Annotated in this window: 17 protein-coding genes and 1 pseudogene; 9 read left to right on the top strand and 9 right to left on the bottom strand. The window is 63.9% G+C overall.

The annotated features are described in order from the left end of the window. The first annotated feature begins 23 nt into the window (after positions 1-23). A complete protein-coding gene (locus KBY85_RS00155) occupies positions 24-1,199 on the top strand; it encodes a cation:proton antiporter (RefSeq protein WP_254959588.1) in 1,176 nt (391 codons plus the stop codon). 8 nt (positions 1,200-1,207) lie between these two features. Here KBY85_RS00155 and bioA read toward each other — a convergent pair whose 3' ends face one another. The 4 genes from bioA to KBY85_RS00135 form a co-directional block, all read right to left on the bottom strand. Beyond that, positions 1,208-2,482 carry an adenosylmethionine--8-amino-7-oxononanoate transaminase gene (gene bioA, locus KBY85_RS00150; protein WP_254959748.1) on the bottom strand — a complete coding sequence of 425 codons (1,275 nt, stop codon included), beginning with the start codon at positions 2,480-2,482 and terminating at the stop codon, positions 1,208-1,210. 370 nt (positions 2,483-2,852) lie between these two features. Continuing rightward, complete coding sequence (locus KBY85_RS00145) at positions 2,853-3,011, bottom strand: hypothetical protein (protein ID WP_254959587.1); 159 nt, start codon at positions 3,009-3,011, stop codon at positions 2,853-2,855. 93 nt (positions 3,012-3,104) lie between these two features. Next, a complete protein-coding gene (locus KBY85_RS00140) occupies positions 3,105-3,470 on the bottom strand; it encodes a hypothetical protein (RefSeq protein WP_254959586.1) in 366 nt (121 codons plus the stop codon). 13 nt (positions 3,471-3,483) lie between these two features. Further along, entirely contained in the window at positions 3,484-3,903 is a 420-nt protein-coding gene (locus KBY85_RS00135) for a DCC1-like thiol-disulfide oxidoreductase family protein (RefSeq protein WP_254959585.1), read from the bottom strand. Positions 3,904-3,961: 58 nt separating this feature from the next. On the opposite strand from KBY85_RS00135, the gene KBY85_RS00130 reads away from it, so the two are divergent. The 5 genes and pseudogenes from KBY85_RS00130 to KBY85_RS00110 all read left to right on the top strand — a co-directional run bounded on the left by KBY85_RS00130 (position 3,962) and on the right by KBY85_RS00110 (position 7,316). Continuing rightward, complete coding sequence (locus KBY85_RS00130; protein WP_254959584.1) at positions 3,962-5,161, top strand: NAD(P)-binding protein; 1,200 nt, start codon at positions 3,962-3,964, stop codon at positions 5,159-5,161. A 229-nt stretch (positions 5,162-5,390) separates the two neighbouring features. After that, entirely contained in the window at positions 5,391-5,768 is a 378-nt protein-coding gene (locus KBY85_RS00125) for a hypothetical protein (RefSeq protein ID WP_254959583.1), read from the top strand. A 51-nt stretch (positions 5,769-5,819) separates the two neighbouring features. Continuing rightward, positions 5,820-6,047: pseudogene (locus tag KBY85_RS00120) on the top strand (glycosyltransferase); the annotation flags it as partial. An 89-nt stretch (positions 6,048-6,136) separates the two neighbouring features. Continuing rightward, positions 6,137-6,409 (top strand): cell division protein SepF, encoded by a 273-nt coding sequence (locus tag KBY85_RS00115; RefSeq protein ID WP_106501508.1) that lies wholly within the window; start codon positions 6,137-6,139, stop codon positions 6,407-6,409. Positions 6,410-6,464: 55 nt separating this feature from the next. Then, on the top strand, positions 6,465-7,316 hold the full coding sequence (locus tag KBY85_RS00110) for an acyl-CoA desaturase (RefSeq protein ID WP_254959582.1): 852 nt from the start codon (positions 6,465-6,467) through the stop codon (positions 7,314-7,316). Here the strand turns inward: KBY85_RS00110 and KBY85_RS00105 are convergent. From KBY85_RS00105 to KBY85_RS00095, 3 genes are all read right to left on the bottom strand, one after another. Further along, positions 7,313-7,534 (bottom strand): hypothetical protein, encoded by a 222-nt coding sequence (locus KBY85_RS00105; protein ID WP_254959581.1) that lies wholly within the window; start codon positions 7,532-7,534, stop codon positions 7,313-7,315. The genes KBY85_RS00110 and KBY85_RS00105 overlap by 4 nt on opposite strands. Before the next feature lie 98 nt (positions 7,535-7,632). Then, the gene (locus tag KBY85_RS00100) at positions 7,633-8,229 is read right to left on the bottom strand and encodes a triacylglycerol lipase (protein WP_254959580.1); all 597 of its coding nucleotides are present in this window, start codon (positions 8,227-8,229) and stop codon (positions 7,633-7,635) included. A 105-nt stretch (positions 8,230-8,334) separates the two neighbouring features. Continuing rightward, positions 8,335-8,691, bottom strand: a complete 357-nt coding sequence (locus tag KBY85_RS00095; RefSeq protein WP_254959579.1) for an RNA-binding protein — start codon at positions 8,689-8,691, stop codon at positions 8,335-8,337. Positions 8,692-8,898: 207 nt separating this feature from the next. Here KBY85_RS00095 and KBY85_RS00090 point away from each other — a divergent pair, with 207 nt between their 5' ends. Next, complete coding sequence (locus tag KBY85_RS00090) at positions 8,899-9,063, top strand: Nif11-like leader peptide family natural product precursor (RefSeq protein ID WP_106501513.1); 165 nt, start codon at positions 8,899-8,901, stop codon at positions 9,061-9,063. 16 nt (positions 9,064-9,079) lie between these two features. On the opposite strand, the gene KBY85_RS00085 is transcribed toward KBY85_RS00090, so the two are convergent. Next, a complete protein-coding gene (locus KBY85_RS00085) occupies positions 9,080-9,490 on the bottom strand; it encodes a hypothetical protein (RefSeq protein WP_254959578.1) in 411 nt (136 codons plus the stop codon). 142 nt (positions 9,491-9,632) lie between these two features. Here KBY85_RS00085 and KBY85_RS00080 point away from each other — a divergent pair, with 142 nt between their 5' ends. Next, positions 9,633-9,851 carry a CP12 domain-containing protein gene (locus KBY85_RS00080; RefSeq protein WP_106501514.1) on the top strand — a complete coding sequence of 73 codons (219 nt, stop codon included), beginning with the start codon at positions 9,633-9,635 and terminating at the stop codon, positions 9,849-9,851. A gap of 37 nt (positions 9,852-9,888) precedes the next feature. Here the strand turns inward: KBY85_RS00080 and KBY85_RS00075 are convergent, their stop codons facing one another. After that, a complete protein-coding gene (locus KBY85_RS00075) occupies positions 9,889-11,022 on the bottom strand; it encodes a TrkA family potassium uptake protein (RefSeq protein ID WP_254959577.1) in 1,134 nt (377 codons plus the stop codon). A 183-nt stretch (positions 11,023-11,205) separates the two neighbouring features. Here KBY85_RS00075 and KBY85_RS00070 point away from each other — a divergent pair, with 183 nt between their 5' ends. Next, on the top strand, positions 11,206-12,468 hold the full coding sequence (locus KBY85_RS00070) for a ferredoxin:protochlorophyllide reductase (ATP-dependent) subunit N (protein WP_254959576.1): 1,263 nt from the start codon (positions 11,206-11,208) through the stop codon (positions 12,466-12,468). The last annotated feature ends 9 nt before the right edge of the window (positions 12,469-12,477 follow it).

Below are 12,477 nucleotides of genomic sequence, written 5' to 3'. Positions count from 1 at the left end.
CCACCCTCGCTCCGCTGGCTCCCTTGGGTTCCTCCCTGCTCACCACCCTGCTGCTGTTGTTGGTTGGTGCCCTGCTGGCCCGGTTGACGGCCACCCGGCTCGCCCGCTGGGCGGTGCCGGCGATCGTGCTGGAGCTGGGAGTGGGCTTTGCCCTGGGAAACACCGTGCTGCCATTCGAGCAGATCCGCTCCCTCTCCGGTCTGCTGGAGCTGGGGGTGCTCACCCTGTTTTTTCAGGTGGGTCTGGAGGTGCGCGGCGGCTTGTTGGGCTCCCGGCCAGCGGCAGTGCTGCGCACGGTGTTGCTGTCGGCGCTGACGCCGCTGCTGGCCTGGTGGCCGCTGCAGCAGGGCTTTGGTCTCTCCACGGCCACCACCTTGCTGTGTGTGGCCGTGCTCAGTGCCACCGGCACCGGGGTGACCCTGCGGGCCCTCCGCCAGCTCGGTGCCTTGAAAACCCCCTCCGGTCGCCTGCTGGTGGGTGTTTCGGTGCTAGACGATCTGCCTGCCATCGCCCTACTCACCGGCTCCATGCTGTTGGCGGGGGCCGGTAAGGGTGGTAGCACCGGTTTGGCCGGGTCAGGTTGGCTGGTGCTGCTCGGCCCGGTCCTGGCTCTGCTGAGCGTGCCGCTGTCGAGCTGGTGGTTGCGGCGCCACGGGCCCTGGCAGCCGGGGCCCCTAGGAATGTTGCTGCTGTTGATCGGCTGCAGCTGGATCGGTGAGGTCACCGGGGTGACCAGCCTGCTTGGGGCGCTCTGGGGTGGGGTGCTGTTCAATCGCCTGGCGCCGATGGGGGAAGGGAGCACCGAGGCCCGCGAGCTGCGGGGCAACCTGGCCATGCTGTCGGAGGTGTTTCTGCCCCTCTATTTCCTAGGGGTGGGGATGCGCATCCAGGCGGGCACCCTGTTGCAGCCCTCGGCCTGGTGGCTGGCCCTGGTGCTTTTGCTGCTGGCGATTGGCTGCAAGTTGATCTGCGGGCTTGGCATCAGCGGCCGGGATCAGGCGGCCGGGGTGGATCGCTGGGTTGTGGTGTTTGGCCTTATCCCCCGGGGCCTGCCTGGTCTGGTGTTTGCCTCCACGGCCCTGGCCAGTGGGGTGATCACCGCCGCCCAGTTCTCCGCCCTTGTGCTCATGGTGAGTGGTACCACCGTGCTGGGCCTGCTGTTGCTGGGCCGGCGTCTATCGAACCTGCAGGCTGGATAGCTAGGGGTTCAGACCGGCATCAGCTTGTCCATTGCCTGCTTCACCACTGAGTAGCAGCGATCAAGCTGGTCTTCGTTGATGCCCAGGGGCGGCAAAAGATACACCACGTTGCCCAGGGGGCGCAGGTACACGCCCTGTTGCAGGCAGTGGCGCTGGACCTGTTTGCCCACGGGATTGAGGTAGCTGGCTTCGCCGGCGTCCACATCCCAGGCCGCCATGGTGCCGACGCAGCGGGGGCGCCGCACCCGCGGGTGTCGCGCCAGATCTTCCAGCAGTGGCGTGTGGCGCACCTCGAACTGCTGGAAGCGCTCGGGGTTGGCCTGGAGCAGATCCAGGCTGGCCAGGGCCGCTGCACATCCCAGGGGATTGGCGGTGAAGCTGTGGCCGTGGAAGAAGGTGGCCTCCGGCCGTTCGCTGATGAACCCCTGGTAGAGGCGCTCGCTGGCCATCGTTGCCCCCATTGGCAGGAAGCCTCCGGTGAGGCCTTTGGAGAGCGCCATCAGGTCGGGCTGAATGCCAGCCCGGCGGCAGGCAAAGAGATCCCCGGTGCGGCCGAAACCTGTGAACACCTCATCGGCAATCAGCAGGGCTCCGGCAGCCTGGACCCGCTCGGCCACGGCCCGCAGGAAGGCCGGCCGCACCACCCGCATGCCGCTTGCCCCCTGGATCAAGGGTTCGAGGATCACTGCCGCGGTGGGCGTCTCTAGGGCCTGTTCGAGCTGGCGTAGGGCGACCTGTTCTCTTTGCTCCACCGCGTCGTCGCCCCAGTGGCTGTGGGGCCAGGCCACCCGGGCTACGGCAAATAGCAGCGGCTCATAGGGGTCGGTGAACAGGGAGCGCTCCCCCAGCGCCATCGCTCCGAAGGTGTCGCCGTGATACGCCCCCTCGAAGGCGATCACCTGGCGGCGTTCGCTGCCCTGGTTGCGCCACCACTGCCAGGCGATCTTGAGGGCAACTTCCACGGCGGTGGAGCCGTTGTCGGAGAAGAACAGCCGCTCGAGGCCCGTGAGCGCACTGAGTCGGGTGGCGAGCTGCTCGGCGGGTTCGTGGCTGAAGTTGGCGAAGATCACCTGCTCCAGCTGCTGGGCTTGACGGGCGATCGCCGCCGCAATGGCTGGCTCGGCATGGCCGTGCAGGGTGACCCACCAGCTGCTGATCGCATCAATCAGGCGGCGGCCATCGCTGAGCTCCAGCTCACTGCCACGGGCTGAGCGCACCTGCAGCGGCTCGGGGCTGCTGGCCACCTGGGTGGTGGGATGCCAGAGATGGGGGTGCCAGGTCACAGGGTCAGGCTTCAAGGTGATCAATGAAGCGCACCGAAAGTCTCCGGATAGTTGCGTTGGCCCTTCGTTCTAAACCTCGGGCCGTGTCTCGTGTGTCGCCCATCTGCCGGGCCGTGGAGCTCACGCTCAAAGGTTCCCCTGCTTCGATTCAGTAGCGCAATCGCTGCAGCTCGGCTTCCTGTTCTGGCAATTCATCAAGCAGCTGAAGCCGCCAGGGCATTGCTGATGGCGTCGCGAATCAACCAGGTGGCGTAGGTGGAAAAGCGGTAGCCCCGGCCGGGATAGAATCATTAAGGTGGAGCGACTCCGCCGAGATGGACTCTCCGCAGCCGATCCGGGCCACTGCCCGTGGTGCAATCCCTGAGGAATTTCAGCCGTTGCTGGAGTGACCCGGTGCCCATTGCTGGATCAGCTGTTCGAGGCGTACCAGCTGGTAGCGGGTCTGCTCATTGGGCTGATGGATGTAGGCGCTGCGCAGGTGATCCAGCTCCGCGTCAAGTGAGAGCAGCACGGGGTGGTTCTCGTTCACGGTGCAAATCCAGGACCTACCAGCAAATCCTAAGCCTTTATTAAATTTCGGGGATGGCCGGTCAGGTTCCGATTGGCTCAGGCTCCGATTGGCTCAGGTTCCGATTGGCAGTGGGCCGTCCCGGTCGGAGCGGAAGGTGAGAGGCATGGATGGCACATGCCGCTGAATCAACTCCAGCAGCAGTTTGAAAACCTCGCGGGTGTGGGGGGCGGTAGTGCCCATCGCTTCGCGACTCAGCAGCACCAGCTCCAGCACCTTGCCATCTGCTTTTGATTGCACATCGGCGAACAGCTGCATGCGCTGGGTTTCACCGCCACCGCGGATCATGGCGCTGAGGTGGGCTGGTGTGCGGTGCTCGATCTCCGCTCTGATCTCCTCTAATACAGGCTGGAGGGCCTCCAGCATGGCCGCGGCATCCAGCGGCACGCCGGGTTTGAGCACCACTAAAAATCGCGCCACAGCCACTCCCTTATCAATTCACGCTACCTGTTGCAGCCTGCCTAGCTGGTTGGTCTGGATCTAGAGGTAATCCCCGCACGGCCAGGGCGAGGCGCCGGCCCAGCAGCAGCACCGGGTACAGGCGCTTTGCTCTCCCCGGTGTGGCGAGGAGCGGGCCGAGCAGCTGCAGCAGGGGGGCGCTGGGCTCCAGCCGGCTGCAGATCCACTGAATCGCCTCGGCTCCATGCAGCGCCCGGCCCTCTGCCAACACCACGGCACCCCGGCTCAGGTCCCAGCCCTGTTGCCGCAGTTGCCGCCGCAGTTCGTGGTCGCTGCGGCCATCGCGGATTGCCAAGTTCGGGATGCCACTGCGCAGTTCCGCCAGCTCAGCGAAATGGCGGCAGAAGGGACAGCCGCCGTCAAACACCAGTACCGGATGGTTAAGTGCCGTCATCGGCTGCAGCCTTGGAGATCGCTGTCATCCTGAAGGCCTAGCGGTTTAGTTGTTGTGTATGCCCAGCTCGGGCCCGGAATCCATCGCCGTGGTCGGGGCCGGGGTATCGGGCTGCGCTTTCGTTGCCCAGCTGCGCCGCTTGGGTTACACCGGAGCCCTCAGCCTTTGGGAGACAGGGCGAGGTCCGGGCGGACGGGCCAGCACCCGTCGCTCTCGCCAGGATCATGGGCTGCGCATCGATCACGGCGCGCCCCTGCTCAACATCACCGGCGCAACGGAGCCGCTGTTGTTGCAGCCCCTGCTGGCGGGGGGCTGGATTGAGCCTTGGCCTGGTTTGATCGCCCAGCTCCAGGGGGAAGCGACCCTGCGGCCAGGCCAGGCTGATGCCCTGGGGCTCGGCCAGCTCTACCGGGGTCGGGGTGGCATGGATCATCTCTGCAAAGGACTGTTGAGCCTGGCCGGCGAGGCTGGCGAAGCGTGGCAGCCCCACTACGGCACCCTGGTGCGCCACCTCGATTGGAAGGATGGTCTCTGGCAGCTGCTGGATCGGGAGGGGGAGTTACTGGGGCAGGCCCATTGGCTTGTGCTGAGCAGCACCCTGCTGGCCCATCCGCGCAGCAGGCAGATCTTTGGCTGGGAGGAGGTGCCCCTCAAGCAGGCCGCAGAACGGCTGGGCGACCTCCGGCTGGAGCATGCCCTCACTGTGATCGCCGGCATCCGCGTTGAGGCCCGCAGCAATCTGCTGGTGCTGCTTGAGGCGGCCGCAGCAGGACCTTGGGCCAGTCTTCCTTTCAGCCTGCTCCATTTCGATGCTGCAGCCCAGCAGCGCTGGGGGCTGCAGAGGATCACCGTTCAGCCCTTGTTCGACGGTCGCTGCGCCGTGGTGGCCCATTCCAGCCACTCCTTTGCCGCCGATCACCTTGATGTCTATGGCACCCATTCCGCCGTGGCACGCATGCTTCAGCTGCCCCCCGATGAGGGCCGCGAAGATACGGTGATCGCTGCCCTCACCACCGCTCTTGAGCAGGTGATGGCCCCCTGGTTGCCTGGCCTAAACCTCGCCACGGCTGATCGCCAGCTGATGCGCTGGGGTGCCGCTTTTCCCCTGGCTCCTGGACTGCCCTCCGAACTCAGTTGCTGCCCAAGCAGCCGGGTGGGATTCTGCGGCGACTTCATTGCGGGGGTGGGGCTTGGGCGGATTGAGGGTGCCCTGCGCAGCGGCGAACAGCTGGCCCACGAGCTTTGTGCACTTGCCTAAAGCTGCGTGCTGCCGATCATTGCGATAGGTGCAGCCTTGCTACAGATCGCCCAAACGGTGTTGATTGCGATTGCAGCCATTGCTGCGGTGGGGCTATCAGTTGAGAGGTGAGACGTCTTGGATGTCTTGCAGGCGATCACCTTCCCGGACTGCGATGCGGCCCCTTTCACCACAAGCGGCAATCAGCAGTGCTGTTCACGGCCCGCCGCGCCGTTGCCGCAGCCTTCCCGTGGTTCCTGCCCAGCAACTTGAAGTGGTGAACCTGGCTGCCCACTACTTCGCCCATCATTTTTCCGAGCAGATCGAGTTGGAGGTGGTGGCTGATTCGATCGGGGTGAGTGCTGAGTGGCTCGATCTCTGCTTTGACCACTGCCGCGGTAAGACACCGTTTCAGACGCTCCAGCACATTCGACTCAGCCGGCTATTTGAGGGCATCGCAGCCCAACCGCAAACCACCCTTGAGCAGCAGGTGCACCGCTGTGGCCTGGCTTCGGTGATGGCAGCCAATCGGCTGTTTGAGGAGTTGTTCGGCATTGGCCTTGCACCCTTTCGTCGGGTTTGTCGCCGCGCCGATGCTGATCGCTTGCTACGACAGCGAAGCTGCTGAATCCTGGGACCTTCCACCTCCATCTGGATCGCGCTGGCCAGTGGCTAGGGGCTGGTGCAGCCGATCATCGCCAGCTTGCTGGGACTGGGTTTTCCAATTGAGCGCGCTAATGATCCCTGCGATCCCCTGGCCTTTGCGGCGGGTCCGTTTCTGCTGTTCCGCAGCCAGGCCTACAGAGCCATTGGTGGCCAAGCTGCCGTGGCCGGCGAGGTGGTGGAGGATCTCGTCCTGGCCTGGGCGATCAAGGGCCAGGGCATCAGGCTGCGCTATCTGCTGGGGCCGGGGATGGACCTGGCGGGGTCGCTCATTGCACATGTATCAATAGCCCCATACGTTGAGTGCCCACCGCCAGCGGGGTTTCCCCAGGCATGCCCAGCCCATTCAACGAATGGATGCCCGAAGTGGTGGTGTTTCACCCCACCCGCTTCGAGGAGGCGCAGTGGATCGTGCATCACCTGCGCGAGCGCAAGACCGTGCTGGTGCACGCCGGGGCGATGGAGCGCAGCGAGGCCCAGCGGTTGATTGATTTCGTGGCGGGTGGTGTCAGCGCTATCGATGGACAGGCCGAATGCCTCGACGAGCTCACCTTCGTTTTCGTCCCAGAGATGGTGGCCTTGCGGCGGGATCCCGCACCGCCGTGATCCAGGCTGCACCGCTCTGCCTCCTAGGCTCAAATCCATTCTGGGAGTGGGCTGAGTGCCCCGTCTACGTCGCTTTCTGTACTCCCTCGGCCCCGTCCTGACGATCGCGGCCCACCTCGGCTGCCTGCTGCTCTTTTGGACCGGTCTCAGCCTCGGTGCGGCCCTTTGGGCTTTGGGGCTCTACTTGGTGCGCATGCTGGCCACCACAGCCATCTATCACCGCCTGATCACCCACTCCAGCTATAAGGCGCCCCGTCCCGTTGCCTGGATCGGTGCCTTTGTGGGGGCTTCGGCAGGTCAGATGGGCCCTAGCTGGTGGAAGGCCCACCACCAAACCCATCACCGCCACGTCGACACTTGCTCCGACCCCCACACCCCCCTTGCTCCTTCAGCGGGATGGCGGGGCCTGTGGCGCTCCCAGGTTGGTTGGGTGTTGTCTTCAAGTTTTTTCCCCACAACCCTGCCGGCCGATGTGGAGGCCGATCCGGTGTTGCGCCTGATCGACAGGCTCCATTTTGTGCCGGTGCTGCTGCTGGCCTGCCTGTCTTGGCAGCTGGGCGGACTGCCTTGGCTGGCGGCCTTCTGCCTAAGCACAACTGTGCTTTATCACGGGGTGGCCAGCGTTAATTCCCTGGCCCACCTGCAAGGCGATCAGCCCTTCGCCACCGGAGATGCCAGCCGCAACAACCTGTTTGTGGCCGTGATCACCCTGGGCGAGGGCTGGCACAATCTTCACCACGCTTTCCAAGCTTCGGTGCGTCAGGGAATCACCCTGCGGCAAGGGCGAGTGCGTCTATTGCCAGATCCCACCTACCGCTTTATTCGCCTGCTGGAGCGTTGTGGCTTGGCCTGGGATCTAAGGATCCCCAGTAATCACGCCCTGCTTGCTCGCGGCGCTGAGAGCTAAAAAGCGCAGGCCACAAGGCTCAACTGCAGCCAGCAACCTCCTGGAGCCAGCTTTTCCACAACCACATTCTGGTGCCGATCGTGGGCTACCAAATGGGCGAAGGTTTCTGCGTCGTCTCTGGTGTTGAAGCGAGCTGCCTGCACCTGCAGCGGCACGCTTTGCTCGCGCTCTACGGCAGCGCGTACGCGATAACGACCCGAAGCGATGGGATCATCCATAGGTGGATTCTGGATCCAATTGCTGGAAATTGCGCCAACCTTCAGAGTTTCAGAGAAATTGATGGCTGGGGTGAGTAAGCCAGGGTGTGTAAGCCAGTTCAGGGGCGCAGCAATTCGGCAACCAGTGGCTCCAGCGCTGCGGGATGTTGCAGCAGCTGCTGGTGGGTGCGCACGGGCAAGGGCTGCCGCGGGCCCAGCGGTAATACGGCGCGCCAACCAGGCAGCACCATCAGGTCGGCAGCGCAGTAAAAGCTGCAGCATTGCACGCTGTCTAGCCCCTCGAGATTTGTGTTGAGCTGGCGCAGCAGCGGGCTGCCCCATTTCATGTCGGCAATGCCAGCCAGCAGCCAGCTTGGCCAGGGCTGAGCTGTGAGAGTGCCCTGCTGGGGGCTACCGACGCTGATGAAGCGGCGGGTGCGCGATCGGCCGCCCTGAAGTTGGATCCAGGTACGGCCGATCACGCCACCCATTGAGAAGCCCAGCAGGTCTATTTGGGTGTGGGGACCAAAGGTTGCTTCGATTTGTCGGCCCAGCCGGTGAGCTAACTCCAGGATCGGAGTGGCACCGAGGCGATTGGGTAGGTAGGGGATAAGCAGTGGAGATCGCCGCTCATCCAGCTGGATTTTGAGGCGATCAAACAGACGTGGCGTGTCCCACAGACCGTGCACCAGCACCAAGGGGGGAGCGCTTGCCATGGGCTCAGGCTAAGAAGCTGGTTGGTTTGCATCAAAAAGCCGCCCCCGAAGGGACGGCCAATGGATCACCGGAGTGACCCGAAAATCAGCTTTTGCTAGCGGAGCTCAGTAGCGGCTGCCGCCACCGCCGTAGCCACCACCGTTGTAGCCACCGCCACCGCCGAAGTCGCGGCGACCGCCGCCACCACCACCGCCGCCGCCGCCACCGCCACCACCGCTGCCGCGGGGCTCAGCTTTGTTGACGCGGATGGCGCGACCCATCCACTCAACATCCTGGAGATCTTCAATTGCCTTGGTCTCTTCTGCCTCGTTGGCCATTTCGACAAAGGCGAAACCGCGCTTGCGGCCGGTGTCGCGGTCGAGGGGGAGGCTGCACTTGCTCACCTGTCCGTACTGGCTGAACAGATGCTGGACATCTTCCGCTTCCGCATCGAAGGAAAGATTGCCGACGTAAATGGTCATGAACTCAGAGACTATGAATTGATCCTTCGACGTCCCAACAGAAAGTGGTCAGCTCGCTAGAGAGAAATCTTTGAATCACTTGGCACCATACACGGCCGCCTAACGCTTCGGTCGAAACCGCCCCGCCTGGGATGTGCCTTGACCAGCGGTGTGATGCCAAATCATCAAACCCTGGCTAGGGATGGTTGTTCCAAGCCTTGCATCGCCATGTCGAAAGCCCAGCTCACAGCCTTTATGGTCAAGGTTGATGCCGATACGGCCCTAAGGGCCCGGGTTGATGCCGCCGACAGTGTCGACGCGGTCGTGGCGATTGCCCTGGAGCAGGGCCATGCCTTTTCTCCAGCCTCCTGGTCCCGCGCCCAGCGTCCCTGAGCGCAGTCGCGCCTGCTTAGGGCCAGGGCGTGAAGGCGGCGGGCTGGTATTTGACGATGCCGATCCGCCAGCGCCGCTGGGCCAGTTGCTTCAGGTTGGCTAGCAACTCTTCAGTTGTGCCACCGGCGATCCAGTCAGCCTTGATCAATGGCAACCGCTCGCTCATCACTTCGAGCGGCATCTCCAACAGCAACAGGCTGTCTTCACCAACGGCCCGCCGCAGGGCACCCTCGTCACTGCGCTGCCACAGCCTCAGCAGCAGCTCCAGGGCAAGGGTGCGGCCTGCTTCGCCGGGTTCGCCGCCGCTGTCTTCCCTCTGGGACTTGCCGGTTAGGGGCAGGGCCCGCTTGCCATCGAGTTCGACTAGGGCCAGGGCCACCAGATATGGAGCGTCTGCCACGGAAATTTCTTTGAGTTGCCACACCATGGCGAGGGGCGCGGATTCAGTGTGGAAACTGACACGTATTAGGTCTTCTGTTGCCGTTGGCGGATGGGGCTGCCCCACAGGCATTTGCCGGGACTAAATTCTCAGCCGTTCGTTTACAACTCCTTTCCAGGGAGCCAGCGCCATGTCGAGCATTGTTGACCAGTTGGTGACCTATCGCTCAGCTCTGGCGGAGGCCACGGAGCGGGGAGATCAGGCCGTTGCCCGCAAGATCGAGCAGCAGATCAAGGAGCTGCAGGATTTTCAGGTGCGCCATCCGGAGGAAACCGAGGCTCCAACACCGTTTGAGGTGTTCTGTGACCTCAACCCATCGGATGTCAATTGCCTCGTCTACGACGATTGAGCCCTGGCTAAGTTGTTCGTTTTTGTAGATCTAACGGTTAGGTAGACATCACGTCCACACTTTTAAGGGCGGTGCCAAGCAGCCTCGTGAATAGGTCCAGCTGCTCTTGACTGCCCATCACAACAAGCATCTGGCCCGGGGCCAGGCGAGTGTCGCTACCGGGATTTGCCAGCAACTCCGGCCGCTGTTGGGAGTATTGGGAGCCCCGGTACTGCCTCGGCACATCGTTGGCTGCAGGCTGGGGCGGCACGATCGCCAGCACTAGGGCACCAGAGCGCGAGCCGAGCTGGAGCTCCGCCAGGGATGCTCCATTGAGGCTGCCCAGGTCGGCTGGGTCGCTACTCAGCAGAAATTCCTCCACCTCGCAGCCAGAGCCAGCCAAAAGATCCATGAAGGTCACCGCCAGGGGGCGTAGGGCGGTGGCGGCCATGGTGCGCCCCCCACTGACGTACGGGCTCACCACTTGATCTGCGCCCGCTAGGCGCAGCTTGCGTTCCGCTTCCTCGCTATCGGAACGGGCTATGAGCCGGCAGTTGGGCGCCATCCCCCGGGCGCTCAGCACCACGTAGAGGTTGGATGCGTTGTTGGGCAGGGCCGCCACCAGGGCACGGCAGCGGTGGATGCCTGCATCCAGCAGGGTTTCGTCGAGGGTTGCGTCGGCCATCAGCACGGCCAGCCCCCGTTCTTCGGCGGCCTCCCGCCGTTCTACATCCATCTCCACCACCAGCAGGGGAACGTTCTCTCGGGTGAGTTGTTCGGCGATTTCACGGCCGATGCGGCCATAGCCGCAAAGGATCACATGGTTATGCATGGTGGATAGCCAACTGCGGAATCGGCGCTCGCGCAGGCGCCGGAAGTACCCGGATTCAGACAGACCCAGCACCGCTTGGATACTGATCTGCACCACCACCAGGCCGCCAAGTATCAGCAGGGTGGTGACGACACGCCCGCTGGCGCTAAGAGTCTGGGTGTCCCCATCACTGAACCCCAGGGTGCTGAGCGTGATCAGCACCATCCAGTAGCAATCCCCCCAGTCCCAACCCTCACTGAGGTGGTAGCCGATGGCGCCAGCATTCACCAGCATTGCCAGCGACAGGGGAGCTCGCCAGGATTTGCGCGCTCGCCGAGAGGGTGGTCGTCTGGGGACTATTGACAGGAAGGGCTTAGGCATGGGACCTGGACCCGGTGCTCCAGATCACGAATCCCAGATTATCGGCTGCAATTAGTTACGGCCTGTGGGCTGATCCCGAACATTTGTAGTCGTTGTCGACAGTTGGCCTGCCAGCTCCGTTAACCCTTAAAGGTTCTTTCCGCAGGGGTCGCCTGGATGGGCGCGTCTTCGGTGATTGGTGACATGACAACTGGTTTGGCTGAGCAGCCGCCCCTACAGCTGTTTAAGGAGAGCGGTCAGCGGGAGGTGTTCTGCGGACTCACCTCGATTGTCTGGTTGCACCGGCGCATGCCGGATGCCTTTTTTCTAGTGGTGGGCTCCCGCACCTGCGCCCACCTAGTTCAGAGCGCCGCCGGCGTGATGATCTTTGCCGAACCCCGCTTCGGCACTGCGATTCTGGGGGAGCGTGATCTGGCCGGCCTGGCCGATGCCAATGATGAGCTCGACCGGCTGGTGAAGGATCTGCTGGAGCGGCGCCCCGAAATCCGCACCTTGTTTCTGGTGGGCTCCTGCCCCAGCGAGGTGATCAAGCTGGATCTCGCTAAGGCTGCCGAGCGGCTCAGTACCCAGCTAGCCGGCCGGGTGATGGTGCTGAACTACAGCGGCAGCGGCATCGAAACCACCTTCACCCAGGGGGAGGACCAAGCCCTGCTGGCGATGGTTCCCCTGATGCCCAGCAGCGAGCTCGATCAGCTTTTGATCGTCGGCACCTTGGCCGATGCGGTGGAAGACCGGCTGGTGCAGCTTTTTGGTCGCCTGGGTATTCCGGTGGTCACGAGCCTGCCGCCGCGGCGCTCCACCGAGCTGCCCCCGATTGGTCCCGGCACCCGGGTGCTGCTGGCCCAGCCCTTCCTCTCGGCCACGGCAAGGGCCCTGGTGAGCCGCGGCGGCCAGCTGCTTACGGCTCCCTATCCGTTTGGGGTGGAGGGCAGTCGGACCTGGATGGCGGCGGGCGCCGCTGCCTTCGGGGTGGCCCCGGCCCTGGTGGCCGAGGTGCTCGATCCGCTGGTGGAGCGGGGCCAGCGTGCCATCGCTCCCCACCGGGAGCTGCTGGCTGGTAAGCGGCTTTTTCTGCTGCCCGATTCCCAGCTGGAGCTCTCCTTGGCGAGGTTCCTGCAGCGCGAGTGCGGCATGGAGCTGGTGGAGGTGGGCACGCCCTACCTCGATCGCCAGCTGCTCGATGCGGAGCTGGCCCTGTTGCCACCTGGCACCCGTATTACCGAGGGGCAAGACGTGGAACGCCAGCTGGAGCGGGTCCGCGCTGAGCGGCCAGATCTTGTGGTGTGTGGCCTCGGGCTGGCCAATCCCCTGGAGGCCGAGGGCATCGCCACCAAGTGGTCGATTGAGCTGGTATTCAGCCCCATCCACGGTTGCGACCAGGCCGGCGATCTGGCCGAATTGTTTGCCCGCTCCCTGCGCCGCCGCGCCGCACTCTCCTTTTCCTGACCACCCGTC

This window comes from Cyanobium sp. BA5m-10 (assembly GCF_024346255.1).
Classification (GTDB): domain Bacteria; phylum Cyanobacteriota; class Cyanobacteriia; order PCC-6307; family Cyanobiaceae; genus Cyanobium_A; species Cyanobium_A usitatum.
Note: the sequence above shows the minus strand (reverse complement) of the source record. Positions and strands in the feature narration are given on the sequence as shown.

Coding starts and splice junctions, on each gene's coding strand:
- KBY85_RS00085 (WP_254959578.1), bottom strand. CDS start 9,490: ATGGTGTGGCAACTCAAAGAAATTTCCGTGGCAGACGCTCCATATCTG.
- KBY85_RS00090 (WP_106501513.1), top strand. CDS start 8,899: ATGTCGAAAGCCCAGCTCACAGCCTTTATGGTCAAGGTTGATGCCGAT.
- KBY85_RS00070 (WP_254959576.1), top strand. CDS start 11,206: ATGACAACTGGTTTGGCTGAGCAGCCGCCCCTACAGCTGTTTAAGGAG.
- KBY85_RS00135 (WP_254959585.1), bottom strand. CDS start 3,903: ATGACGGCACTTAACCATCCGGTACTGGTGTTTGACGGCGGCTGTCCC.
- KBY85_RS00115 (WP_106501508.1), top strand. CDS start 6,137: ATGCCCAGCCCATTCAACGAATGGATGCCCGAAGTGGTGGTGTTTCAC.
- KBY85_RS00130 (WP_254959584.1), top strand. CDS start 3,962: ATGCCCAGCTCGGGCCCGGAATCCATCGCCGTGGTCGGGGCCGGGGTA.
- KBY85_RS00105 (WP_254959581.1), bottom strand. CDS start 7,534: ATGGATGATCCCATCGCTTCGGGTCGTTATCGCGTACGCGCTGCCGTA.
- KBY85_RS00075 (WP_254959577.1), bottom strand. CDS start 11,022: ATGCCTAAGCCCTTCCTGTCAATAGTCCCCAGACGACCACCCTCTCGG.
- KBY85_RS00080 (WP_106501514.1), top strand. CDS start 9,633: ATGTCGAGCATTGTTGACCAGTTGGTGACCTATCGCTCAGCTCTGGCG.
- KBY85_RS00095 (WP_254959579.1), bottom strand. CDS start 8,691: ATGACCATTTACGTCGGCAATCTTTCCTTCGATGCGGAAGCGGAAGAT.
- KBY85_RS00100 (WP_254959580.1), bottom strand. CDS start 8,229: ATGGCAAGCGCTCCCCCCTTGGTGCTGGTGCACGGTCTGTGGGACACG.